The organism is Streptomyces sp. NPDC025793 (assembly GCF_055558375.1).
On the sequence record NZ_JBVHMR010000001.1, the window covers coordinates 291,462 to 314,527 of the forward strand.

The window sequence follows — 23,066 nt, forward strand, 5'->3', positions numbered from 1 at the left end:
GAGCGTACGACGGCCGGGGTCCGTATCCGAAGGAGTCGAGCCATGCTGGGGCCGCGAGGACCGGAGGAACTGATGAGGGTGACACGACTGCTGCTGGGTGCGAGCGCCGTGCTGGCGCTGGCGGGCTGCGGCGCGGGCGGGGAGACCAAGGCGGTCCCGCCCACCGCGACCGGCAGCCTGGAGAGCCTGGCCGCCGAGGTGAGGTGCAAGCCGGACATGCAGACCGACGCCGACACGATCCGGCAGGCCATCTGCACGAACACCGACGGGAAGTTCATCCTCGCCACCTTCTCCACCGACCGCGGCCAGCGCGAGTGGATCAACACCGCCGAGGACTACGGCGGTTTCTACCTCGTCGGCCGCAAGTGGGTCGCCGTCGGTGCCGATGACACCGTCACGGCGCTGCGCGGCACGCTCGGCGGGGACGTGGAGATCGGCGCGAACCACTCCGCGCACTCCTCCGCGCACTCCGGGCACGGCGGCTGAGCGCTGAGCACAGCTGAGCACACGGGAAGGCCGGTGACGGGAGGGGGGCTCCGTCACCGGCCTCGTCGTGTGGCCCGTGTCAGGGCCTCACGTGCGGCATCACGCGCAGTTCCGGCCGCTGTTGAGGCAGTTGGCGATCTTGTTGGCCAGACCGCCGGTCGTGACGCTGATGAAGTCGTCGTGGTCGGTGATCGCCTTGTGCAGCTCCTCCGGGAAGCCGTCGACCGCGTAGGCGTTCTTCACCGTGCCGTTCGCCTGGATGACGGGCTGCGGCACGTTGTAGACCAGGCGCATCGTCAGCTGCGGGATCGCCTTGAAGCCGTTCGGGCAGACCCCGCTCGCGGGATCGGCGAAGGCCACGTGCGTGCGGTGGTTGGCGCTGTCGATGTTCTGGCCGTCCCAGCAGCTCTGGAAGGCGAACGAGCGCACCACCTGGCTGCCCTGCGGACAGATCGGGTACTTGTCCGTCAGCTGCACCTTGTTCTCGAAGCCGGTGCAGCTCCAGTGCGCGTTGGCGTTGGCCGGGCCGTTGACGAAGGCCTTGGCGTCACCGGTGATGATCCGCAGGAACTGCGGCATCGCGACGACCTTGCTCGCCGGCGAGCCGACGTACTTGATCTGCGCCTGCTGGGCGACCAGGATCTTGCCGACGTTGAGGTCCTTGCCGCCGCCGTCGGCGTTCGCGTCCTTCTCCTGCGTGCCGTCCTGCTCGCGGATGACCGGCCAGTAGTACGCCGACAGGTCGTTGCGGTTCTGGCAGCTGGTGCCGCCCTGCAGGAAGGTCTGGTTGCTGGAGAACGCGTTGACCTTCTGGTTGCCCACGTAGTCGTGCACGTGGTGGGCGCCGTTGGTCACACCCGGCGCGACGATCACGTTGTCGCTGTTGTGGTTCTGGTTCGCGTTCACGCCGCAGCGCGTGGTGAACGTGCCCGTCGAGGCGTTCTGCTGCTTGGCCGGCTTGCCCTGGACGTTGGGCGCCACCTTCGTGATGTCCACGAAGTCCGCCGCGGCCGGGCCGTCACCGCCCTGCCCGCCGTTGTTGCCCTGCTGCTGACCGCCCTGCTGCTGGCCGCCGTTGTTGTTCTGCTGGCCGCCGTTGTTCTGCTGACCGCCGGTCTGGCCGTTGTTCTGGCCGCCGGCGTTGGTCTGGTTGGCGGACTGCGTCGTGCAGGCGGCGAGCTGGGACAGCGCGGTGTTGAACTGCCCGCCGACCCGCTGGATGTCGATCCGGATCCGGTCGATCGTCGCCGCGCGCTTGTCCTTGAGCGGACCGACGATCGCGTTCTGCACGAAGCTCGGGTCGTTCGTCTGCGCCTGCCGGGTGGAGGCGAGCCGGTTGTACGCCTCGGTGATCTGCTTGTCGAGGGTGGCCAGCTCGGTCGCCACGCCCTGGCGGGCCCGCCAGGGCACGTTCGTCAGCTTCTGGCCGACGTCCGGGCAGGAGATGGTCGCGACCTGCGCCGTCGCGGCCTTCGTCTGGTTGCCTCCCCATGTCTGGTTGTTCGACTCATGCGCGGAGGCATAGAAGTTCGCCCAGATCAGCCCGCCCCCACCGAGCGCTAGGGCCGCCGCCCCGGCAAGGGCCTTGGTGGCCAGCGGCGTACGGCGTTTTCGTATGTTGCGTCCCATGGAACTCCTCTGACTTCCTTGCGGGGCAGCATCGAGGCGCCCGACAGGAGTGAAGCGGCGCCCTTGTGTACGGACGCCGCCCCAGAGGTGTTCACCGGTCTCACAAATTCCTCGTAGAAACAGGTGAGTTGGCAGGTCACAGACGTCGACTCCGGCCGCGTCAGCGGTCCTGGTCGAGGTGGGCGAGCACCGCCAGCACGCGCCGGTTGTCGTCGTCCGACACCTCCAGTCCCAGTTTGGCGAAGATGTTGGAGGTGTGTTTGGCGATGGCCCGTTCCGTCACCACGAGCTGGGCGGCGATGCCCGCGTTCGACCGGCCCTGCGCCATCAGCTCCAGCACCTCCCGCTCACGCGGGGTGAGCCGGGCGAGCGGCCGGTCCTCGGCGGAGCGCCGGGCCAGCAACTGCTGGATCACCTGCGGGTCCATCGCCGTACCGCCGGCCGCGACCCGCCGTACCGCGTCGATGAACTGCTCGGCGTCGAACACCCGGTCCTTCAGCAGATAGCCGATCCCGCCGGTGCCGTCCGCGAGCAGCTCGCGCGCGTACAGCTGCTCCACGTGCTGGGAGAGCACCAGCACCGGCAGCCCGGGCCGCGCCCTGCGGGCGGCGAGCGCGCACTGGAGCCCCTCGTCGGTGTGCGTGGGCGGCAGCCGGACGTCGACCACGGCGATGTCCGGCTCCGACTCGGCCAGCGCGCGGGTGAGTTCGGGGCCGGTCTCGACGGCGGCCGCGATCTCGAAGCCGAAGGCCGTCAGCATCCGGACGAGCCCGTCGCGCAGCAGGAAGAGGTCTTCGGCTAGGACAACACGCACGGGATCTCCATGGTCACCATGGTGGGGCCGCCCGCGGGACTGCTGACGGCCAGGACGCCGTCGAATGTACCGAGCCGGCGCTCGACCCCGGCGAGCCCCGACCCGGCGCCGATCGCCGCCCCGCCCCGGCCGTTGTCGGTGACCGTGATCCGCAGCCGGCCGTCGGTGTGGTGCAGGCCGGCCCAGATCCGGTCGGCGCCGGAGTGCTTGACGGCGTTGGTGAGCACCTCGCTCACCGCGAAGTAGGCCGCCGACTCCACCGGGGCGTCCGCACGGCCCGGCAGCTCCACGGCCACCTCGGCCGGCAGCGGCAGCCGCAGCGCCAGCGCCCGTACCGCGTCGCCGAGTCCGCGCTCGGCGAGGACCGGCGGATGGATCCCGCGCACCAGGTCGCGCAGCTCCTCCAGGGCCTCGGCGGAGTTCCTGCGGGCCTGCGCGAGCAACTGCTTGGCCTGCGCCGGGTCGTGCTCCACCAGCATCTCGATCGTGCCGAGGTCCATGCCCATGGCGACCAGCCGGGCCTGGGCGCCGTCGTGCAGGTCGCGCTCGATGCGGCGCAGCTCGGCCGCGGAGGTGTCCACGGCGTCCCGCCGTGTCTCGGTCAACACCCGTACCCGCTCGGCGAGTTCGGCGTCGCCGCCGAGCACCGCCCGGGCCAGCCGGAAGTGGGCCGTCAGCGTGCGCGGGGTGTACCGGTAGGCGGCGACGAGGAGCGGGGCGGCGAGCACGGCCGCGCCGAACGCGCTGGTCAGGCCGGTGACCGGCACGAAGGCGTACCAGTAGGGGGTCCCGTCGGCCGGCACGTACGCCCGCCACAGCCCGGCCGGCAGCAGGAGCCCCTCGACCGGGTAGAACACCAGCAGGGCCGGCAGCAGCGCGGTGACGAAGCCCGCCGTGAAGAGCACCGGCAGCCACAGCACGTCGCGCCGGACCTGCGGGTCGGCCAGCAGCCGGAAGGTGCGGGTCCACGGCCGGGTCCCGGCCGGGACGGGCCGGTAGACGGCCGGGACCCGTATCCCGCACCACTGCTCCGCGAGCCTGCGGTGCACGTCCGCCAGGGCACGCACCCCGGTCAGGACCACGGGAGTCGTGAACAGCCCGATGCCGAGCGGGACGAAGGCGACGGAGAGGAGCGTCAGGACGAGGAACGCCACACCGAGGGGCAGCACGGTCACGGCCAGCGTCAGGCCCTGAACGGCGGCCAGCAGGACCCCGCGTGTCCGCTCCCGGAACGTGCCGTGACTGATGTCGGTGTTCATGGCACCAGTGTCGCCGAGACCCCTGCCGCAGTCAGTCGCCCGAAGTCCCCTCCTCGGGGGTGGTGCCAGGTACACCCCCGGCCGCGGCCAGCACCTTCGCCTCCGTCTGCGGATCGAGGCCGTTGCCCGTCCGGTCCGGCCGGACCGGCGCCACGCCGCCGATCGCCGTCAGCCACCGCCAGGTGTCGGCGACGGTCTCGGCGGCCGGCCGGCAGCTGAGCCCGGTGGCCAGCGCCCGGGAGACGTCCGTGCGGTGGGCGGCGGCGTACAGTTCGCTCTCCGGCGGCACCCACACCGGCAGCTGGGTCCAGGGCTCGATCCCGGCGGCCAGGATCGTCTCCGGGTCGGTCCAGCGCAGCTCGGCGTCCGCGCCCGTGACCCGGACACAGCTGTCGAGCAGCTCGCCCATGGTGGTGTGCCCCGGCGGACCGATCAGGTCGTACGGCCCGCTCAACCCCTGCCGGAGCGCGCCGAGGAGCCAGCCGGCCAGGTCGCGGGCGTCGATGAACTGCACCGGCAGCTCGCGCGGGCCGGGGGCCAGGACGGGGCCGCCGCGCGCGATCCGGTTCAGCCACCAGGGCAGCCGGCCGACGTTCTCGTACGGGCCGAGGATCAGCCCGGCCCGCACCAGCAGCGAGGCGTCCGCGCCGAAGGCCTCGGCGGCGGCCAGCTCGCCGCCCCGCTTGTCCCTGGCGTAGTCCGTCGGCCCCGCGTCGGCAGCGGCGCCCTCGACCACCGCCGCGCCGGGCCCGCCCGTGGTGGGCCAGGGCCAGGCGTACACCGACCGGCTGGAGACGTACGCGTACCGCGCGGCACGGTCCCGCAGCAGCCGTGCCGCCGCGAGCACGGCACGCGGCTGCGCCGACCAGGTGTCGACGACCGCGTCCCAGCCGCCCGGCTCGGCGGCGAGGGCCGCGAGGCCGTCGGGAGCGGTGCGGTCGCCGTGCAACGACCGCACCCCGGACGGCGGTTGGCGCCGTCCCCGGTGGAAGACGGTCACCTCCCAGCCGCGCGCCACGGCGGCCTCGGCCACCGCCCGTCCCACGAACTCCGTACCGCCCAGCACCAGAAGCCTCATGCCGCTGATCGTGCCCGGTCCGGGCGGGCGGCGGTACGGGACTCTGCCGAGGGCAGAGCCGGGGGAGGGTCAGTGGCCGGTCGGCGGGGTGTACTTGTAGCCGACCCGGCGCACCGTCTGGATCGTCTGCCGGTACTGCGCGCCCAGCTTGCGGCGCAGCCGGGCGATGTGCACGTCGACGGTGCGGCCGTCGCCGACGTGGCCGTAGCCCCACACCGTGGTGACCAGCTGGTCGCGGGTGTGTACCCGGTGCGGGTGGGCCACCAGGTGGGCCAGCAGCTCGAACTCCAGGTAGGTCAGGTCGAGTTCGCGGCCCGCGACGTCGGCGGTGCGCTGCACGGGGTCGATCCGCACCAACTGCTCGGCGCCGGCCCCGGTCTCGCCGTGTCCGGCCTCGGCCTGCTCGGTCTCGGCCGGCTGCTCCGGCAGCGCGACCGGCAGGAACGGCGGCCGCTGGTCGGCCGGGACCAGCACCAGGTAGCCGACCATCGGCGGCTGGCCGGGCAGGGTGGGCAGGGTGTGCTGCGGCGCGGGCAGCCAGGTGGCGCCGGGCGGCAGGACGTCCGGGACCTCGATCACCTCGTCCCGGTCGACGGCGCGCAGCCGGTGCCGGGCGGGAGCGGTGAGGGAGGTGGCGGACGAGAGGGAATGAGTGGTCGCCATGAGAGGTCAGCTCTTTCGCGCGAGAGGTTCGTCAGGAAGGGCGACGGCCGCGATTCGTGGTCGGGCGCGCCGGCGGGACGTACGTCGTTTCGCGCTGGCCGGAAGGCCGGGGGTTACGGCTCTACAGGGCCCGCGCGTCGGTCGCGCGACAACACACCCGGTCGAAGTCGTGGTGCTGACGGGAAGGCCAGAAGGGCTCAAGGTCGTGGCGACCTGTCGCGGTGCACTTCTGGGAACTGGCCATGCACCCATTGAAGCAGACGCGGCCGCCGACGAGGACCCTCCTCTCACTGCGTGGACGCTTCCTTGGCGGGAAGTTGACGTCGGCCCCGTGCGTGATACGCGACAGGGGCGCCCGCCGGAATGGCGGGCGCCCCTGGGTGCGTGTGTGGGGGATCAGACCTGGCCGGCCTTCTCCAGGGCGGAGCAGCAGGTGTCCACGAGCAGGCGGGTCACCACGTACGGGTCGACGTTGGCGTTCGGGCGGCGGTCCTCGATGTAACCCTTGCCGTCCTTCTCGACCTGCCACGGGATACGGACCGAGGCGCCGCGGTCGGAGACGCCGTAGGAGTACTCGTCCCACGGGGCGGTCTCGTGCAGGCCGGTCAGGCGCTCGTCGATGCCGGCGCCGTAGTTCTTGACGTGGTCCAGCGGCTTGGAGCCCTCGCCGAGCGACTCGCACGCGGTGATGATCGCGGCATAGCCCTCGCGCATCGCCTTCGTGGAGAAGTTGGTGTGCGCGCCCGCGCCGTTCCAGTCGCCCTTGACCGGCTTCGGGTCGAGGGTCGCCGAGACGCCGAAGTCCTCGGCGGTGCGGTACAGCAGCCAGCGGGCCACCCACAGCTGGTCGGAGACCTCCAGCGGGGCGAGCGGGCCGACCTGGAACTCCCACTGGCCCGGCATGACCTCGGCGTTGATGCCGGAGATGCCGAGACCGGCCTTCAGGCAGTTCTCCAGGTGGGCCTCGACGACGTCGCGGCCGAAGATCTCGTCGGCGCCGACGCCGCAGTAGTAGCCGCCCTGCGGGGCCGGGAAGCCGTTCTCGGGGAAGCCGAGCGGGCGGGTGCCGTCGAAGAAGGTGTACTCCTGCTCGATGCCGAAGACCGGCTCCTGCGCGGCGAACCGCTCGGCGACCTCGGTGAGCGCGGCACGGGTGTTGGACACGTGCGGCGTCATGTCGATGTCGAGGACCTCGCACAGCACCAGGATGTCCTCGCCGCCGCGGATCGGGTCCGGGCAGGTGAAGACCGGCTTGAGCACGCGGTCCGAGGCGTGGCCCTCGGCCTGGTTGGTGGAGGAGCCGTCGAAGCCCCAGATCGGCAGCGCGTCGAGACCGGCCGGAGAACCCGCGATGATCTTCGTCTTGGAACGGAGCTTCGCCGTCGGGGCGGTGCCGTCGATCCAGATGTACTCGGCCTTGAAGGTCACGGGGCCACTTCCTTCGGGTGGGTCGGGCGCACTTGTCGCGGGTGCTGCGGTGCTGCGGTGCTGCGGGTGGCTGCGGCGCCACGGCACCGGGGCGCCGCGTCGATCTCGCGGGCAGCCTCGCAACAGGCGATTTCTCGTCCGTTGCCCTTGTGTGAACCCCGTGTTACCTGATGTTTCTGTGCCGCGTCTCACGCGGTGAGGCGCTACCGTGCGGCGGTGGACTTCCGGGACGCATACGACAGGGTGCCGGCCAAGTGGCCCGCCGACCGCGAGGCGCCGACCGTCCGCACCCCTTCGGGGACACCCGCGTCAACTCCTGCGGCCCGCGCGACGCACCCCCGCTGCTCCTGCCCCCGGGCGGCGGGGCGGCCACCTCCGTCTCCTGGTACGGCCAGGCCGCCGCCCTCGCCCGCGTCCGCCGGGTGTACGCCGCCGACCTGATCGGCGCCCCCGGCCTGAGCGTCCCGGCCGCCGACCGTCACCCCCGTACGGTCGCCGATCTGTCCGCCTGGCTGGACGCCCTGCTCGACGGCCTGGGCGCCGACGAGGCCGGCCTGGGCGCGTACTCGTACGGCGGCTGGATCGCCCTGCACCACACCCTGCGGGCGCCCGGCCGGGTACGCCGCCTGTTCCTCCTGGACCCGACCCAGTGTTTCGCCGGGTTCAAGGCGGCGTACCTGCTGCGCGCCTGCCGATGCTGCCGCGTCCCTCACCCCGCCGGGTCCGGGCCTTCGTGGAGGGAGACCGGAGCGGGGGCGCCGCTCGACCCGGACCGGCTCGCCCTCCAGGAGGCGGGCGCGGGCTTCCCGGCCCGCAGGCCGGTCACGGGGCCGCGCCCGGCGCCGGACGCGCTGCGCGCGCTCAGGACGCCGGTCCTGCTGCTCGTGGCCGCGAACAGCAGGACCCTCCCCCACTCTCGACTTCGCTCAAGCGGGGGGACCCCCATCCCGCGCGAGGTGGCGGTCGGGGCCGCCGGGCTGCTGCCGCGCGTGGAGACGGCGGTCCTGCCGGGCGTCTCCCATCACGCGCTGCCCCAGTCGGCGCCGGCCGGCCTGGCGGGCCGTATCACCGCGTTCCTGTCTGCCGACTGATGCTCCCCGGCCTCACCCCACCTTCTCGATCAGCGCGTGACGGATGAGGAACTTGCCCGATTCCCGGACCTGTTCGAAGGCCGCGTTGTTCAGCAGGACACAACTGCCGGAGACCGAGGTGACCTTCACCGTCGTGGACTTCTTGTTGTCCAGGTTGGTGACCTTCAGGGTCGTCCCCGCCGGGAACCGGTCGCTGGACGCGGCCGGGGCGCCGCCCTCGCCGGAGAGCGTGACGGTGGAGCCGTTGCAGACCTGCTGCCCGGAGGCGGCGGCACCACCGGCACCACCGGCACTACCGGCGCCGCCGCTCCCGGCGGCGGACTGCGAGGGCTGTGCGCTCGGCTGGGCACTGCCGGACTGCTGCCCCGCGCCCTGCTGTGCCGACTGGGAGCCCTGAGCCGACTCCCCAACGGTGCAACCGGCCGCCTTCTGCTGGACCTTGATCTGCGCGATGACCGCCTGCCGGTTGGCGATCCGGGCCGCCGACTGGGCGTCCGGGGCGGCCTGCTGCCCGGCGATGAACCGTTCGTTGTTGCCGAGGGCCGTGGCGAGCCCCTGGCAGACGGTCGAGTTCCCGGCGGACAGGGTCTTCGCGTTCTGCGCGGTCTGGGCGGCGTTGGACGTGGTGGCGAGCGCGAAGGCCCCGCCGCCCGCCACCGCCGCGGCACCGACGAGCAGTGCGATCGTCTTCTTCGGACCGAGAGTTCGCCTGCGCGACATGCGCGCCTCCTGTAAGAGGTAGGGGAGCGTACGTCGCTATGTACGAGATACCGAACGAGGTGACTCAGCGACCACGGGAGCCGCTGAAGTGACCTGCGCCACACGGGACTTGCTGTCGGCTCAGCCCTTGTTGTGCGAGAGGGCCTCGCGTACGGCGTCCTCGGTGCGGGCCACCAGGGCCGTTCCGTCGTCGGCGGTGATGATCGGGCGCTGGATGAGCCGGGGGTGCTCGGCGAGGGCGGTGATCCACCGCTCGCGCGTGCCGGCGTCCTTCGCCCAGTCCTTGAGCCCCAGTTCCTTGGCGTCGGCCTCCTGGGTGCGGGTGATGTCCCACGGTTCGAGGTTCAGCCGGTCGAGCACGGCCCTGATCTCGTCGGCACCGGGCACGTCGTCCAGGTAGCGCCGGACGGTGTACTCGGCCCCCTCGGCGTCGAGCAGGCTGATGGCACTGCGGCACTTGGAGCAGGCCGGATTGATCCAGATTTCCATGCGGACACGGTACGCGCCCCGGATCAGGAGCCGGTCCAGCGCCGGCGGCTGCCACTGGGGGAGCACGTGATGGGCGTACCGCTCGCGTCGGTCGTCGCGGCCCCGTGGTCGCTGTTGCGGCAGAACTCGCCCGCCGCGTAGCAGTTGCCTGCGGCGGAGACGATCGAGCAGGTCCCGGTGCTGCCGGTGGTGCTGCCGGTGTCGAGGGTGGAGTCGTCGGTGCCGGCCGTCGCCGTCCTGGTGACGGTCACTGTCGGTGCGGGTGTGGGCTCGGCGGTCCTGGTGACCGTGACGGCGGGCTTGGGCGCGGCCGTCACGGTGGCGGTGACGGTCGGCCCTCGATGCGGCGGTAGTCCTCACGGTGTCGTCGTGGGCGCCGCACCGTCCGGCGGCCGAGCCGATCACCAACAGGAGGACGCAGCCGACCCAGACGCGCTTGCGCTTGAGCAGGGGGCGGATGTCCACGGGCCGTGGCGCGGGCGCAGCGGTGTGCGGGTAGTTCATGCCGTCCCCCCTTTGTTCGAATTTCTGCAGCCCCACATGCATCGTGAAAACCGTAGGTGACACGACGACAATTCCCTTGTTCACCTGGATGTTTGCCGGGCTCCGCGGGCTCCCTCGATGTCAGTGCCCGGCAGTAGACTGGAGGCAGTGTTCGAGGGTGTCGCCGGGCTGTCCGGTAGGCGCCCTGACCGCGACAGGAGGATGCCTGTGCCCGCTGCCGCCCTGAGGCCGAAGCCGTCCCGGACCCAGTCCACCGCCCAGCACCCCGTGCTGTTCGACTCGCCCGTCCAGCCCGTGACGAAGCGCCCGCTGCCGGCCGGACGACCGCGCCAGTGGTACGTCACGCACAACCGCCGGCTGAAGGCCATGCGCCTCGCCATAGCCCTGCTCGACTCCGGCGTCTACCTCCCGTCCCAGGCCTCCGACGCCGCGATCCGCACCACGGCGGAGGACATCGGCATGCGCCCGCCGTCCGACACGACCTGCCACATGGTCCGGGCGTTCATGCGCTACAACCGCTGAGACCGGCCGCACCCGACCGCACACCGGGTGCCCGCGCCATCGGCGGGCACCCGGTCCGCGCTCACGTCGGCGCGGCCGTGAGCCGCTCCACGAACGCCCGCCGGTGCGCGGGATGCTCCCGGAACCACAGGCCCAACCGGTGCTCCGCGTCCGCGAGTTCGAAGCGGGAGCAGCGGGCGCGTGCCGACAGCGCGTCCTGGAGGGCCTGCGTCACGGCCGGCGGGATGACCGTGTCGTCGCCCGGCACGGCCGGCACCATCCGGCCCCCGTAGGTACGTCTCCAGCGCCCGCGACCGCCGCCGGCTGTCCGGCGTACGGATGATCTCGCTGAACCGTCCCTGGCGGTTCTCGAACGGCACCTCCCGGGCCTCGGGCGCGTAGACGGCGGGCGAGCACAGGCCGACGGCCCTCACCCGCGGCCCGTAGTGCCGTACGAGACCGGCGACCGTCTCGCCGCTCATGCTGAACCCAAGGAGTCGTCCGCCGGAGCGTGCGCGTCGAGCGCCGCCACCGCCTGCTCGAACCGCCGCCGCAGGCTCAGCTCGGCGAGCTGCCCGTGCTGTCGCCGTGGCCCGAGAGGTCGAAGGCCAGGGCCTGGCAGCCGTGCCCCGTGAACGCGTCGAGCAGCGGCAGGAGCCGCTCCTTGCTGCCGTTTCCCGCACCGTGCAACAGCACCGCCGTGGCCCGCCCGGGGGTGCCGGCGCGCGGCGGGCGGAAAACGGGGTGCGGGCGCGGTCGTGGGCTCCCTACCCTGAACAAACGGCGCGAAGCCGACACACCCCACCCCCGCCACACTCACCCCACGGAGGTCCGTCATGCGTGGCATCATCGCGACCGGGACCCTCGTCCTGGTGATCCTCGGATTCGGAAACCATCTCTGGTGGCTGGCCGCCGTCGCGCTGCTCTACCTGTACGCGACGCTCGCGGGACACGGACGCGGTGCGCCCGGCCCGCCCCCGCCCACCGGCACGGGCACCCCGCCCCCGCCCGACAGCTACCGCGCCTACCGCGACCGCCGGGACCGGCAGGCCAGGTGGGAGCGGCGCTACCGCCGGGAGCGGCCCTTCGAGACCCTCCGGCAGGAGAAGCAGAAGAGCAGGTGAGCGCCGGCGTCCCCGGTCACAGGCCGGGGGCGCCCCACACCGGGAACCAGCGGCTCAGATCCTGCTCGATGCGCAGGTCGTTCGCGAGGGCCGCCTTCACCTGGAGTTCCAGCGCGCTGTCCCGCCGCTCCCCGCCGCCGGGGACGGGAGCGAAGGGGTAGAACGTGCCCCGCTTGTAGAGGTAGACCAGCGCCAGTGTGCGGCCGGCGTCGTCCCGGAACGCGGCCAGCGAGCACAGCAGCTGCGGGCCGAAGCCGTTGACCTCCATCGCGCTGTTCACCGCGTGCAGATCGTTGACCAGCTGCACCAGCTGGTCCGGGGTCCGCTCGGACACCAGCCACGAGTAGCCGTACGTGTCCCGCTCCAGCTTCACCGGCGGGCCCGTGCGGTCGGTGTCCGCGTCCAGCAGCGCCTGCACCTCCCGGTGGGTCTGCTCGAAGGCCGCCCCCTCCACCGTGGCGAAGCACACCGCCCCGCCCCCGGTGGGTGTGAAACCGGCCGCGGCCTCAAGGGTCACGGCCGCCGAGGGCAGCGCGAAGAGCTGATCCAGATCGGGCGCGACCGGTTTCGTACGGCCCAGCAGGATGTCCAGCAGCCCCAATGCTCAGCCCGCCTTCCCGGGAGTGGTGGCCTCGCCCAGCTCCGCCGAGATCCGACCCAGCTGCTCCAGGCGCTGCTCCAGGGTCGGGTGGGTGGAGAAGAACCGCTCCAGGCCCGGCTCCTTGCCCTTGGCCGGGGTGAAGAAGAACGCGTTGAACGCCTGGGCCGTGCGCAGGTCCTTGGTCGGGATCCGGGCGATGTCCCCGGAGACCTTGGTCAGCGCCGAGGCGAGGGCCGAGGGGCGGCCGGTGAGATGCGCGGCCGCGCGGTCCGCCGCCAGCTCCCGGTACCGCGACAGGGCACGGATCAGCATGAAGCTGATCGCGTACACCGCCACCGAGACGGCCAGCACGGCGCCCATGACGGCCGCCGTGTTCTGGTCCCGGCGGCCCCCGAAGAGGCCCGAGTAGAGGGCGAACCGGACGATCAGGCCGGCCAGCACGCCGAGGAAGGACGCGATCGTGATCACGGCGACGTCCTTGTGCGCCACGTGCGACAGCTCGTGCGCCAGCACGCCCTCCAGCTCGGCGGGCTCCAGCCGCCGCAGCAGGCCCGTCGTCACGCAGACCACCGCGTGATCGGGGTTCCGCCCGGTCGCGAACGCGTTCGGCATGTCCATCTCGGACACGGCGACGACCGGCTTGGGCATGTCCGCGATCGCACACAGCCGGTCCACGACCGCGTGCAACTCGGGATACTCCTCGCGCTCCACGACCCGACCGCGCATCGCGAACATGGCGATCTTGTCGGAGAACCAGAACTGGGCCACGAACATCGCCCCGACCACGACGACGACCAGCACCCAGGACCTCAGCAGCACGATCAATGCCGCGACGAAGCCCACGTACAGCAGCCCGAGCAGGAACATCGTGAGTCCCATGCGCACGGTCAGCCGTCGGTCGCTCCGGAACCGGCTCTGCATCTTGCATCACCCCGCAGTCACGCACTCGTCCCGCAGTCCAGTGTGCACCTGCCGCATGCCATGAAGCGGTCCCGAACGAGCCTAGGCGCGGCAAAGGCTGCCTGTGAGCGCCCCTCCCGGTACGCGCAGTGAGCTCTGCCCCTACGAGGAGGAGCTGAACTGCGAGAGCGCGATCAACGCCATCACCGCGACCACACAGCCGACCACCACGGCCGTCGACGCCCACGACGCCCGGCGCGGCGCCGCGTCCGGGTCGGCGCGGAAGGGCGCCGGGTCCGGCGGGTTCTCCTTCCAGCGGGCGGCGAGCATCCGCGCCCGGGCCGAGGGCTCCTTGTGCTCGGCGGACTCCGCCCACCGGTGATCGAACTCCCGCTCCCAGTCGTCCTGTTGCGACATCCCCGTTCAACCTCTCTCGTCCGTCAGGGTCAGGAGGGATGATCCCCCGAAAGGAGGAAGCCTGGGAAGCGGAAAAGGTTGCGCTCAGGCCAGCGACGCGGCCGACGGTACGACGACGCCGTAGAGGTCCGCGACCGTGGCGAGCGCGCTGTGGTGGAGCTGGGCGGCCCCGACCCCGGCGACCGGGGTGGTGAGCGGGCGGGTGGCACAGGCGTCGGCGACGACCGTGGGGCGGTTGCCGCGCAGGAAGGCGCCCTGGGCGGTGAAGGCGACGCACATGTGGGTCATGAAGCCCGCGAGGATCACGTCCTGGTGCCCGGCGGCGTCCACGTGCGCGGCCAGGTCGGTGTCCCGGAACGCGTCCGGCGTCTTCTTGACCACCACCGGCTCGCCCTCGGCCGGCGCGACCCGCGGATGGATCGCGCCGATCTCGGCCCGGATGTCGTACGGCGTCCCCGGGCCGCCGTCGTTGACGACGTGCACGACCCTCGCCCCGGCCGACCGGGCCCGCGCCAGCAGTTCGGCCCCGGCGTCGAGGGCGGCCTCCCAGCCCGCCAGTTCCATGACGCCCCGGGTGTAGGTGTTCTGGTAGTCGATGAGGATCAGCGTCGCACCGGCGAGCGAGGCCGGGGTCTGATCGAAGCCGTTGAGGTCACGCAGTGTCGTCGAAGTCATGACCCTCACGCTATGAGCGGCTCCCGGATGGCGGCAATGTCAGGTAACTTGCAGATTCGGACATCGGTCGGCCGTCGGTCGGCACCGAAGGGGAGCGGGGGACCGTATGGGTGGTGTCGAGCGGTTCATCGTCGTGCTGCTCTTCGACGGCGTCGACCTGCTCGACGTCACCGGCCCGCCGGAGGTGTTCGCGCTGCTGCGCCGCGAGACGGACGAGGCGGCCGGCTGCCGGGTCGTCCTCGCCGCCGAGACCCTGGACCCGGTCACCACGTCGGCCGGGGTGCGTGTGCTGCCCGACGTCACGTGCGAGGAGGCCGCCCGGCGCACCATCGACACCCTGCTGGTGCCCGGCGCGGTCGAGGTCGACGGGGAACGCCGGGTGCGGGCCCTGACCGACGAGGGCGTGGTCCGCTGGGTGCGGACGCTCGCCGGACGCTCCCGGCGCGTCGCCTCCGTCTGCGTGGGCGCGCATCTGCTCGCCGCCGCCGGACTGCTCGACGGCAGGCGGGCCACGACCCACTGGTCGACCGCGCGGCAACTGGCCGACGAGCACCCGGCCGTACGGGTCGACGCCGACCCGATCTTCCTGCGCGACGGCACCGTGTGGACCGGCGCGGGCATCACCGCCTGCCTCGATCTGACCCTCGCGCTGGTCGCCGAGGACTTCGGCGAGGCCGTCGCGCTGCGCGTGGCCCGGCAGCTGGTGATGTACCTGAAGCGGCCGGGCGGCCAGAGCCAGTTCAGCGTGCCGATCGAGCCCGTCTCGACCACGCGCCGCATGGACGACCTGCGCCGGTACGTCGACCGGCACGCCACCGGCCGGCTCACGGTCGCCGACCTCGCCGCCCACGCGCACGTCAGCGAGCGCCAGCTGACCCGGCTGTTCAAGTCCGAGCTGGACACGACCCCGGCCGCCTACATCGAGTCCGCCCGTGTCCAGGTGGCCCGGGGCCGCCTGGAGTCCACCGACGACACTCTCGACCGGGTGGCCTCGGCCTGCGGCTTCCAGACGGTCGACACCCTCGTCCGAGCGTTCCGCCGCCGCCTGGACACGACCCCGACGGAGTACCGCAACCGCTTCCGGCACACGGGCCGGACATGAGCGAGGCCCCCCGGCACGAGCCGAGGGGCCTGCTGATCCCGGGGGATCCGTCTGTCACACGTCGAAGTACAGCTCGAACTCGTGCGGGTGCGGACGCAGCTGGAGCGGCGCGATCTCGTTGGTGCGCTTGAGGTCGATCCACGTCTCGATCAGGTCCGGCGTGAAGACGTCGCCCTGGAGGAGGAACTCGTGGTCGGCCTCCAGCGAGTCGAGGACGGCCGGGAGGGAGGTCGGGACCTGGGCGACGTTCGCGTGCTCCTCGGGAGCCAGCTCGTACAGGTCCTTGTCGATCGGCTCGGCCGGCTCGATCTTGTTCTTGATGCCGTCCAGGCCCGCGAGGAGCAGGGCCGAGAAGGCGAGGTACGGGTTGCCGGAGGAGTCGGGCGCGCGGAACTCGACGCGCTTGGCCTTCGGGTTGGAGCCCGTGATCGGGATGCGCATGGCCGCGGAGCGGTTGCGCTGCGAGTACACCAGGTTGATCGGCGCCTCGAAGCCCGGCACCAGGCGGTGGTACGAGTTCACCGTCGGGTTGGTGAAGGCCAGCAGCGACGGGGCGTGCTTGAGGATGCCGCCGATGTAGTAGCGGGCGGTGTCCGACAGGCCCGCGTAACCGGCCTCGTCGTAGAACAGCGGGTCGCCGTTGCTCCACAGCGACTGGTGCACGTGCATGCCCGAGCCGTTGTCGCCGAAGATCGGCTTCGGCATGAAGGTCGCGGTCTTGCCGTTGCGCCAGGCCACGTTCTTCACGATGTACTTGAAGAGCTGGAGGTCGTCGGCGGCGGCGAGCAGCGTGTTGAACTTGTAGTTGATCTCGGCCTGGCCGGCGGTGCCCACCTCGTGGTGCTGGCGCTCGACCTTCAGACCCTGCCGGTCCAGCTCCAGGGAGATCTCGGCGCGCAGGTCGGCGAAGTGGTCGACCGGCGGGACCGGGAAGTAGCCGCCCTTGTAGCGGACCTTGTAGCCGCGGTTGTTCTCGACGGCGCCGGTGTTCCAGGCGCCCGCCTCGGAGTCGATGTGGTAGAAGGACTCGTTCGCCGAGGTGGCGAAGCGCACGCTGTCGAAGACGTAGAACTCGGCCTCGGGGCCGAAGTACGCGGTGTCCGCGATGCCGGTCGACGCGAGGTAGGCCTCGGCCTTCTTCGCCACGTTGCGCGGGTCACGGGAGTACTGCTCGCCCGTGATCGGGTCGTGGATGAAGAAGTTGACGTTGAGGGTCTTGTCCCGGCGGAACGGGTCGATCCGGGCCGTGGACAGGTCGGCGCGCAGCGCCATGTCGGACTCGTGGATGGCCTGGAAACCACGGATCGACGATCCGTCGAAGGCCAGCTCCTCGTCGGGGTCGAACGCCTCGACGGGCACCGTGAAGTGCTGCATGACGCCCGGCAGGTCGCAGAAGCGGACGTCGACGAACTTGACGTCCTCGTCCGCGATGAACTTCTTGGCCTCGTCGGCGTTCTGGAACATCCAGCTCCTCCTACTCCCGACCGTCCTCGCCGGGGTGGTAGATCGTTCGTGCGGCCAGTGCGGTGGCACACGCTGGTCTCGACCCTAGGGACGGGTGATTTCTCGGGCGTGACCCATTTGTTTCGCAGAAGTTAACCGGCCACCTGTCCACCGTAGCCCCGACACACCCCTCGGCACAGGGCTCGCGGCCGGGCGCAGTACCGTTGACGGGTGGACAACAGGCAGGCAATCGGATCATGGCTCTCCGGGCCCCGCGAAGCCATGGAAGACGCCGGCGCGGACTTCGGCCACCGGGGTGAACAGCTCGGTCTCCCGCAGGACGGGCCGAACTCGATCGCCCGGCCCGGCCGGCGCCTGGGCGCCCTCGCCGTGGACTGGGCGATGAGCGTCCTGATCGCATACGGCCTGATCACCAACGGCTACAGCCAGGCGACCGGCAACTGGGCCCTCGGTGTCTTCTTCGTCCTGAGCGTCCTGACCGTCGGCACGGTCGGCTTCACCCCGGGCAAGCGCCTGTTCGGCGTCCGCGTCGTGGCCCTGGGGACCGGCACGGTCAACCCGGTCCGCGCCCTGGTCCGCACGATCCTGCTGTGCCTCGCGATCCCGGCCCTGGTCTGGGACCGCGACGGCCGCGGCCTGCACGACCGGCTGGCGAAGACGGTCGAAGTACGGATCTGAGCGTCGCCGGGCGCACCACGCGCGTCGCCGGGCGCACCACGCGCACCCGGCCATGATCCGGTTGCCCCGCCCCCTGCCCGGCGGCATAGTCGTGACCGTGGTCGTGACCGCCCGGACACGGACGGTCGTCGGACCGACGTCGCGGGACAGGTGGTGCACGCAATGACCGATGGCCAGGATGTGATGGCGGCCGAGGTGACCCCCGAGGACTTCCGGGACGCCATGGCCCGCTTTCCGTCGGGCGTGGTGGTGGTGACCGCCCACTGCGAGGACGGCACCCCCCGCGGCTTCACGGCCAGCTCCTTCTGCTCGGTCTCCCTGGAGCCCCCGCTGGTCCTGGTGTGCCTGTCGGACACGGCCGACTCGGCGCTGGTCTTCGCGCGCTGCGAGCACTTCGCGGTGAGCGTGCTGGCCCCGGAGCACCAGCACCTGGCGCTGCGCTTCGCCACCAAGGGGGCGGACAAGTTCGCCGACCCGGTGCTCAAGCCGAGCCCCACCGGGCTGCCGACGGTGTACCAGGCGCCCGTACAGCTGGACTGCGCCGCATACGCGCGTTACCCGGCCGGGGATCACACGATCCTGATCGGCCGGGTAACGGGGGTGCGGCTGGGCGAGGGGTCGCCGATGGTGTACTGCGAGCGGGAGTTCCGCTCGCTGGACTAGCGCGTGTCGGGGCTCAGCGGCCCTTCGGCATGCGCATGCCCTTGGGCATGGGGCCCTTCGGCACCGGCATGTTGCTCATCAGGTCGCCCATGGCGCGCAGCCGGTCGTTGGTGGCCGTCACCTGGGGGCCGGTCAGCACGCGCGGGAACTTCAGCATGGTCGTCCGCAGCTTCTTCAGCTCGACCAGGCCCTCGCCGTCGCCGACGATGACGTCGTGCACGGGCACGTCGGCCACGATGCGGTTCATCTTCTTCTTCTCGGCGGCCAGCAGGGTCTTCACCCGGTTCGGGTTGCCCTCGGCGACCAGCACGATGCCGGCCTTGCCGACCGCCCGGTGCACCACGTCCTGGCTGCGGTTCATCGCCACCGCCGGGGTCGTCGTCCAGCCCCGGCCGATGTTGTCCAGCACGGCGGCCGCGGCGCCCGGCTGGCCCTCCATCTGGCCGAAGGCGGCACGCTCGGCCCGGCGGCCGAACACGATCGCGGCCGCCAGCAGAGCGATCAGCAGGCCGAAGATGCCCAGGTAGACGGGATGGCCGAGCAGGAAGCCGATCGCGAGGAAGACGGCGAAAACGCCGATTCCGACGGCCCCGAGCACAAGACCGATCTTCTTGTCGGCCTTACGGGTCATCTTGTATGTGAGAGCGATCTGCTTCAGTCGCCCTGCGTTCGCGGCGTCCGCCGCGGTTTCCTTCCTCGCCATGGCACGAAGTCTACGTGGCCCGTGGAGTGCCGACGACGGCAGTGCCCGGGGAAGGAGCGGTCAGGAGCGGTCCGCGGCCTGCTCCAGGACGCGCTGTGCCTCCACGCGGTCCTTGGCGCGGCGGCGGTCCTCCAGCACGGAGGTCCAGGCATTGCGGCGGGCGGTGCGCTGACCGCCGCTCATGAGCAGGTGCTCGACGGCGCGGAGAGCATCGGTGAAGGACGGGATGGCGGTGGCGCGTACGGGCGCGGCCTGCATGTTCGAGGTCCCCCCTCGGAGCGGCGGGTGGTGTACGGGGCGTGATAGCAGAGTCACTGTTTGGTGTTACCAGGGCGTGACCGACCGGTCAAACGCCAATGAAACCTTGATGCGGTACACCCAAAAGCTGACGCGGCCCTGATGAACGCCCTCATCAGCGAGGACGGTCAGGACCGCGTCGACTCGGCCATTACTGGCCGGTAATTACTTGTGCGTGAATTCACACAGCCTGGGAGGCGATGTAACTCCCACGCTTCTCGACGGCCATCTGGTACAGCCGCCCGGCCCGGTACGAGGAGCGCACCAGCGGACCCGACATCACCCCGGAGAAGCCGATCTGCTCGGCCTCCTCCTTCAGCTCCACGAACTCCTGCGGCTTGACCCAGCGCTCGACCGGGTGGTGTCGGACGGAGGGGCGCAGATACTGCGTGATGGTGACCAGCTCGCAACCCGCGTCGTGCAGCTGCCGCAGCGCCTCGCTGATCTCCTCGCGGGTCTCGCCCATGCCGAGGATCAGGTTCGACTTGGTGACCAGTCCGAAGTCGCGGGCCTCGGTGATGACCTTCAGGGAGCGCTCGTAGCGGAAGCCGGGGCGGATCCGCTTGAAGATCCGCGGCACCGTCTCGACATTGTGCGCGAAGACCTCGGGGCGGGAGTCGAAGACCTCGGCCAGCTGCTCCGGGACCGCGTTGAAGTCGGGGGCCAGCAGCTCGACCTTCGTGCGGCCGGCCTCGCGGTCCGCCGTCTGCCGGTGGATCTGGCGCACGGTCTCGGCGTACAGCCAGGCGCCGCCGTCCTCCAGGTCGTCGCGGGCGACGCCGGTGATGGTGGCGTAGTTCAGGTCCATCGTGACCACGGACTCGCCGACGCGGCGCGGCTCGTCGCGGTCGAGCGCCTCCGGCTTGCCGGTGTCGATCTGGCAGAAGTCGCAGCGTCGGGTGCACTGGTCGCCGCCGATGAGGAAGGTCGCCTCGCGGTCTTCCCAGCACTCGTAGATGTTCGGGCAGCCGGCTTCCTGGCAGACCGTGTGCAGGCCCTCGCTCTTCACGAGGTTCTGCATCTTCGTGTACTCGGGACCCATTTTCGCCCGGGTCTTGATCCACTCGGGCTTGCGCTCGATGGGGGTCTGGCTGTTACGGACCTCCAGGCGCAGCATCTTGCGTCCGTCGGGTGCGACTGCGGACACGACCGGCTCCCTAAGCTTTGATTCCTCGGCGCACACCAGGGTACGCCCGTGCAAAATGCGCCCTGCCGCTGGAGCCAACCCCGCTGCCGCAGGGCGCATTCCCGGCGGAACGGGTCAGGCGGACGCCTTCTCGACCACCCGGGGGCGCAGTTCCGCGTTTCCGAGGACGTCCCGCAGATGCCTCTCGGCGATCGGCAGCACCTCGTCGATGGTCACCTCGCGGCCGAGTTCGTACGAGAGGGAGGTCACGCCCGCGTCGCGGATGCCGCACGGGATGATCTTGTCGAAGTTCGAGGTGTCCGGGTTCACGTTCAGGGCGAAGCCGTGCATCGTGACGCCCTTGGCGACGCGGATGCCCATGGCGCAGATCTTGCGGTCCTCGCGACGCTGGCCCGCGTTCGAGGGCGCGTACTCGGGGCCGTTGAGCCGGGGGTCGAACTCGGGGTCGGCTGCGCGCGGGTCGAAGTCGAGGGTGAGTCCGCCGAACCCGGGGCGCTGCTCGACCGGGTCGCCGAGCACCCACACGCCGGCGCGGCCCTCGACCCGGGAGGTCTCGACGCCGAACTCGGCGCACACCGCGATCATCGCGTCCTCCAGGCGGCGCAGGTGCGCGACCACGTCCACCGGGCGGGGCAGCTTCTGGATCGGGTAGCCCACCAGCTGGCCCGGTCCGTGCCAGGTGATCTTGCCGCCGCGGTCCACGTCGATCACGGGGGTGCCGTCCAGCGGGCGCTCCTCGGGCGCGGTGCGGCGGCCCGCCGTGTACACGGGAGGGTGTTCGAGGAGGAGGACGGTGTCCGGGACCTCGTCGGCGAACCGGGCCGCGTGCACCCGGCGCTGTTCGTCCCAGGCCTCCTGGTATTCGACGGCGTCCGCGCCGAACCCCTTGCGGACGAACCGCAACTCACTCACGGCAAGCGCCTCCCTCGGTGACCGGGCCATCGACCGGGCAATCGGTGTGACAGGCGCGTAACGCGCCCACGCCACTGTACGTCCGACCGGAGTACGTCAGCCCTACGGGTGTTTCTCACACGATCGGATGAATGGGTGGCGGAATGTGTGATCGCACCCTCACTCTCCGCTACATTCACGCCGTTCACGAGGCCATAAGGGCTGCTCAACGGCAATCCGGGCACTGCGTCAGCCCGGAAGGCAGGAGACCGCACCGCAGATGACGGACCGACCCGCGCAGCGCACCCCCAACCGCCAACTCGCCGCGCTCATCGCAGAAGCGGGGTTCTCCAACGCGGGGCTGGCCCGTCGCGTCGATCAGCTCGGCCTGGAGCACGGGCTGGACCTCAGATACGACAAGACCTCGGTCACCCGCTGGCTGCGCGGACAGCAGCCCAGGGGCACCACCCCCGCCCTGATCGCCGAGGTGTTCACGCGGCGGCTCGGACGCCGGCTCACGGCTCAGGACCTCGGCCTGGACGCGTGCGCCCCGGTGTACGCCGGGCTGGAGTTCGCGGCCACCCCGGAAGAGGCCGTCGACATCGTCAGCGGGCTGTGGCGCAAGGACTCCGGCAGCCACGCCGAACTGCGCAAGATCGCCTTCACCCCGGCCGGGCTCGTCGTGCCCAGCCGGGACTGGCTGATCGGCAAGGCCGACGACAAGGTGGCCCGGGAGCCCGCGCCCCGGGTGCCCGCGCAGGCCCGGGCGGGCCTCGCCAAGCCCCAGCCGCTCGCCCCGCCCCGCTCCCGCGGGCACGCCGAGCGCGTCCCCGGGCACAAGGTCAGCGGCGGCGACATCGCCGCGCTCCGCTCGGTGGGCGAGCTGTTCCGCACCCTCGACGACCGCTTCGGCGGCGGCCACGCCCGCCAGGCCCTCGTGCGCTACCTGGAGCACGAGTGCGAGCCGATGCTCCGCGGCACCTACGACGAGCAGACCGGCCGCCGGCTGTTCGGCGCCGCCGCCGACCTGACCCGCCTCGCGGGCTGGACGTCGTACGACATCGCGGCGCACGGCCTCGCCCAGCGCTACTTCGTACAGGCGCTGCGGCTCGCGCAGGCGGCCGGCGACCGGGCGTACGGCTCCTACGTGCTGGTCACCATGAGCCGCCAGGCCGTCTACCTCGGGCACGGCAGGGAGGCCGTGCAGCTGGCCCGGGTGGCCCAGCAGGGGGTCGGCACCGGCGCACCGCCGGTCGTGCAGGCGCTGCTGCACGCCTCCGAGGCGCGGGCGCACGGCGTGCTGGGCGAGGTGCGGGCGTGCACCGCGGCGCTGGTCCGGGCCGAGCGCGCCCTGGAGGCGGCCCGGCCCGGGGACGACGTGCCGTACTGGGCCAAGTTCTTCGACGAGGCCCAGCTCGCGGACGAGTTCGGGCACTGCCACCGGGACCTTCAGCAGTTCCGGGCCGCCGCCCAGCACGCCGAACGCTCCCTCCAGCTGCGCGCGCCCTCCTTCGCCCGCAGCCGGCTGTTCTGCCGCATCGTGCTCGCCACGGCCCGCCTGGGCCTCGGCGAGCTCGACCAGGCGTGCACGCTGGCCGCGGAGGCCGCCGGCGCGGCCGCCGAGATGAGGTCCGCTCGCGCGATCGAGTACGTGCGGGACTTCGAGCGGCGGCTGGAGCCGTACCGGGACGCGGCGCCCGCGAGGGGGTACCGGGAGAAGGTGGCCGCACTGGGCTGAGGGC

General features: G+C 71.6%; 27 protein-coding genes and 1 pseudogene. 8 read left to right on the forward strand and 20 right to left on the reverse strand.

All coding sequences use genetic code 11. The features are described from left to right. The first annotated feature begins 72 nt into the window (after window positions 1-72). A complete protein-coding gene (locus ACZ4MF_RS01400) occupies window positions 73-486 on the forward strand; it encodes a hypothetical protein (RefSeq protein ID WP_467489460.1) in 414 nt (137 codons plus the stop codon). Window positions 487-585: 99 nt separating this feature from the next. On the opposite strand, the gene ACZ4MF_RS01405 is transcribed toward ACZ4MF_RS01400, so the two are convergent. The 6 genes from ACZ4MF_RS01405 to glnII all read right to left on the reverse strand — a co-directional run bounded on the left by ACZ4MF_RS01405 (window position 586) and on the right by glnII (window position 7,357). Further along, window positions 586-2,115 (reverse strand): DUF1996 domain-containing protein, encoded by a 1,530-nt coding sequence (locus ACZ4MF_RS01405; RefSeq protein WP_467488716.1) that lies wholly within the window; start codon window positions 2,113-2,115, stop codon window positions 586-588. Window positions 2,116-2,275: 160 nt separating this feature from the next. After that, complete coding sequence (locus ACZ4MF_RS01410; protein WP_356020749.1) at window positions 2,276-2,929, reverse strand: response regulator transcription factor; 654 nt, start codon at window positions 2,927-2,929, stop codon at window positions 2,276-2,278. Next, window positions 2,914-4,188 carry a sensor histidine kinase gene (locus tag ACZ4MF_RS01415; RefSeq protein ID WP_467488718.1) on the reverse strand — a complete coding sequence of 425 codons (1,275 nt, stop codon included), beginning with the start codon at window positions 4,186-4,188 and terminating at the stop codon, window positions 2,914-2,916. The genes ACZ4MF_RS01410 and ACZ4MF_RS01415 overlap by 16 nt, the downstream gene beginning before the upstream one ends. Window positions 4,189-4,219: 31 nt before the next feature. Next, window positions 4,220-5,266, reverse strand: coding sequence for an NAD-dependent epimerase/dehydratase family protein (locus ACZ4MF_RS01420; RefSeq protein ID WP_467488720.1), 1,047 nt, complete (start codon window positions 5,264-5,266; stop codon window positions 4,220-4,222). A gap of 69 nt (window positions 5,267-5,335) precedes the next feature. Next, window positions 5,336-5,929 (reverse strand): winged helix-turn-helix domain-containing protein, encoded by a 594-nt coding sequence (locus ACZ4MF_RS01425; RefSeq protein WP_467488722.1) that lies wholly within the window; start codon window positions 5,927-5,929, stop codon window positions 5,336-5,338. Window positions 5,930-6,325: 396 nt separating this feature from the next. Further along, on the reverse strand, window positions 6,326-7,357 hold the full coding sequence (glnII, locus tag ACZ4MF_RS01430; RefSeq protein WP_467488724.1) for a glutamine synthetase: 1,032 nt from the start codon (window positions 7,355-7,357) through the stop codon (window positions 6,326-6,328). A gap of 195 nt (window positions 7,358-7,552) precedes the next feature. Here glnII and ACZ4MF_RS01435 point away from each other — a divergent pair. Beyond that, window positions 7,553-8,448: pseudogene (locus ACZ4MF_RS01435) on the forward strand (alpha/beta fold hydrolase). A 12-nt stretch (window positions 8,449-8,460) separates the two neighbouring features. Here ACZ4MF_RS01435 and ACZ4MF_RS01440 read toward each other — a convergent pair. From ACZ4MF_RS01440 to ACZ4MF_RS01450, 3 genes are all read right to left on the reverse strand, one after another. After that, window positions 8,461-9,168: an RlpA-like double-psi beta-barrel domain-containing protein gene (locus ACZ4MF_RS01440; RefSeq protein ID WP_467488726.1), complete on the reverse strand. Its 708-nt coding sequence runs from the start codon at window positions 9,166-9,168 to the stop codon at window positions 8,461-8,463. 120 nt (window positions 9,169-9,288) lie between these two features. Then, window positions 9,289-9,657 carry an arsenate reductase family protein gene (locus ACZ4MF_RS01445; RefSeq protein WP_467488728.1) on the reverse strand — a complete coding sequence of 123 codons (369 nt, stop codon included), beginning with the start codon at window positions 9,655-9,657 and terminating at the stop codon, window positions 9,289-9,291. A 23-nt stretch (window positions 9,658-9,680) separates the two neighbouring features. Then, on the reverse strand, window positions 9,681-9,974 hold the full coding sequence (locus ACZ4MF_RS01450) for a hypothetical protein (RefSeq protein WP_467488730.1): 294 nt from the start codon (window positions 9,972-9,974) through the stop codon (window positions 9,681-9,683). Window positions 9,975-10,368: 394 nt separating this feature from the next. Here ACZ4MF_RS01450 and ACZ4MF_RS01455 point away from each other — a divergent pair, with 394 nt between their 5' ends. Further along, window positions 10,369-10,683, forward strand: a complete 315-nt coding sequence (locus ACZ4MF_RS01455) for a hypothetical protein (protein WP_356020766.1) — start codon at window positions 10,369-10,371, stop codon at window positions 10,681-10,683. Window positions 10,684-10,744: 61 nt separating this feature from the next. Here ACZ4MF_RS01455 and ACZ4MF_RS01460 read toward each other — a convergent pair whose 3' ends face one another. Further along, window positions 10,745-10,930, reverse strand: a complete 186-nt coding sequence (locus ACZ4MF_RS01460; RefSeq protein WP_467488732.1) for a hypothetical protein — start codon at window positions 10,928-10,930, stop codon at window positions 10,745-10,747. Between the two features lie 290 nt (window positions 10,931-11,220). After that, window positions 11,221-11,352, reverse strand: a complete 132-nt coding sequence (locus ACZ4MF_RS01465; protein WP_467488734.1) for a hypothetical protein — start codon at window positions 11,350-11,352, stop codon at window positions 11,221-11,223. 146 nt (window positions 11,353-11,498) lie between these two features. Between ACZ4MF_RS01465 and ACZ4MF_RS01470 the strand changes: the two genes are divergently transcribed. After that, window positions 11,499-11,786, forward strand: coding sequence for a hypothetical protein (locus tag ACZ4MF_RS01470; protein ID WP_467488735.1), 288 nt, complete (start codon window positions 11,499-11,501; stop codon window positions 11,784-11,786). Window positions 11,787-11,802: 16 nt separating this feature from the next. On the opposite strand, the gene pspAB is transcribed toward ACZ4MF_RS01470, so the two are convergent. The 4 genes from pspAB to ACZ4MF_RS01490 form a co-directional block, all read right to left on the reverse strand. Further along, on the reverse strand, window positions 11,803-12,387 hold the full coding sequence (pspAB, locus tag ACZ4MF_RS01475) for a PspA-associated protein PspAB (protein ID WP_356020775.1): 585 nt from the start codon (window positions 12,385-12,387) through the stop codon (window positions 11,803-11,805). Between the two features lie 3 nt (window positions 12,388-12,390). Beyond that, window positions 12,391-13,308 (reverse strand): zinc metalloprotease HtpX, encoded by a 918-nt coding sequence (htpX, locus tag ACZ4MF_RS01480; RefSeq protein ID WP_362820540.1) that lies wholly within the window; start codon window positions 13,306-13,308, stop codon window positions 12,391-12,393. A gap of 141 nt (window positions 13,309-13,449) precedes the next feature. After that, a complete protein-coding gene (locus ACZ4MF_RS01485; protein WP_467488736.1) occupies window positions 13,450-13,704 on the reverse strand; it encodes an SCO2583/SCO2584 N-terminal domain-containing protein in 255 nt (84 codons plus the stop codon). Window positions 13,705-13,788: 84 nt separating this feature from the next. Then, on the reverse strand, window positions 13,789-14,379 hold the full coding sequence (locus tag ACZ4MF_RS01490) for a cysteine hydrolase family protein (protein ID WP_467488738.1): 591 nt from the start codon (window positions 14,377-14,379) through the stop codon (window positions 13,789-13,791). 106 nt (window positions 14,380-14,485) lie between these two features. On the opposite strand from ACZ4MF_RS01490, the gene ACZ4MF_RS01495 reads away from it, so the two are divergent. Beyond that, a complete protein-coding gene (locus ACZ4MF_RS01495) occupies window positions 14,486-15,481 on the forward strand; it encodes a GlxA family transcriptional regulator (RefSeq protein WP_467488740.1) in 996 nt (331 codons plus the stop codon). A gap of 54 nt (window positions 15,482-15,535) precedes the next feature. Here ACZ4MF_RS01495 and glnA read toward each other — a convergent pair whose 3' ends face one another. Continuing rightward, on the reverse strand, window positions 15,536-16,945 hold the full coding sequence (glnA, locus tag ACZ4MF_RS01500) for a type I glutamate--ammonia ligase (RefSeq protein ID WP_071382506.1): 1,410 nt from the start codon (window positions 16,943-16,945) through the stop codon (window positions 15,536-15,538). 210 nt (window positions 16,946-17,155) lie between these two features. On the opposite strand from glnA, the gene ACZ4MF_RS01505 reads away from it, so the two are divergent. Next, complete coding sequence (locus ACZ4MF_RS01505) at window positions 17,156-17,623, forward strand: RDD family protein (protein ID WP_467488742.1); 468 nt, start codon at window positions 17,156-17,158, stop codon at window positions 17,621-17,623. A 162-nt stretch (window positions 17,624-17,785) separates the two neighbouring features. Next, entirely contained in the window at window positions 17,786-18,286 is a 501-nt protein-coding gene (locus ACZ4MF_RS01510; protein WP_467488744.1) for a flavin reductase family protein, read from the forward strand. Between the two features lie 13 nt (window positions 18,287-18,299). Here the strand turns inward: ACZ4MF_RS01510 and ACZ4MF_RS01515 are convergent, their stop codons facing one another. The 4 genes from ACZ4MF_RS01515 to lipB all read right to left on the reverse strand — a co-directional run bounded on the left by ACZ4MF_RS01515 (window position 18,300) and on the right by lipB (window position 21,375). Next, window positions 18,300-18,989 (reverse strand): DUF4191 domain-containing protein, encoded by a 690-nt coding sequence (locus ACZ4MF_RS01515; RefSeq protein ID WP_467488746.1) that lies wholly within the window; start codon window positions 18,987-18,989, stop codon window positions 18,300-18,302. 60 nt (window positions 18,990-19,049) lie between these two features. After that, on the reverse strand, window positions 19,050-19,247 hold the full coding sequence (locus ACZ4MF_RS01520; RefSeq protein ID WP_356020791.1) for an SCO2195 family GlnR-regulated protein: 198 nt from the start codon (window positions 19,245-19,247) through the stop codon (window positions 19,050-19,052). A 220-nt stretch (window positions 19,248-19,467) separates the two neighbouring features. Continuing rightward, window positions 19,468-20,433: a lipoyl synthase gene (gene lipA / locus ACZ4MF_RS01525; RefSeq protein ID WP_467488749.1), complete on the reverse strand. Its 966-nt coding sequence runs from the start codon at window positions 20,431-20,433 to the stop codon at window positions 19,468-19,470. A 114-nt stretch (window positions 20,434-20,547) separates the two neighbouring features. Next, entirely contained in the window at window positions 20,548-21,375 is an 828-nt protein-coding gene (gene lipB / locus ACZ4MF_RS01530) for a lipoyl(octanoyl) transferase LipB (RefSeq protein WP_467488751.1), read from the reverse strand. Window positions 21,376-21,604: 229 nt separating this feature from the next. Between lipB and ACZ4MF_RS01535 the strand changes: the two genes are divergently transcribed. Continuing rightward, window positions 21,605-23,062: a regulator gene (locus ACZ4MF_RS01535; RefSeq protein ID WP_356020797.1), complete on the forward strand. Its 1,458-nt coding sequence runs from the start codon at window positions 21,605-21,607 to the stop codon at window positions 23,060-23,062. Window positions 23,063-23,066 lie beyond the last annotated feature (4 nt).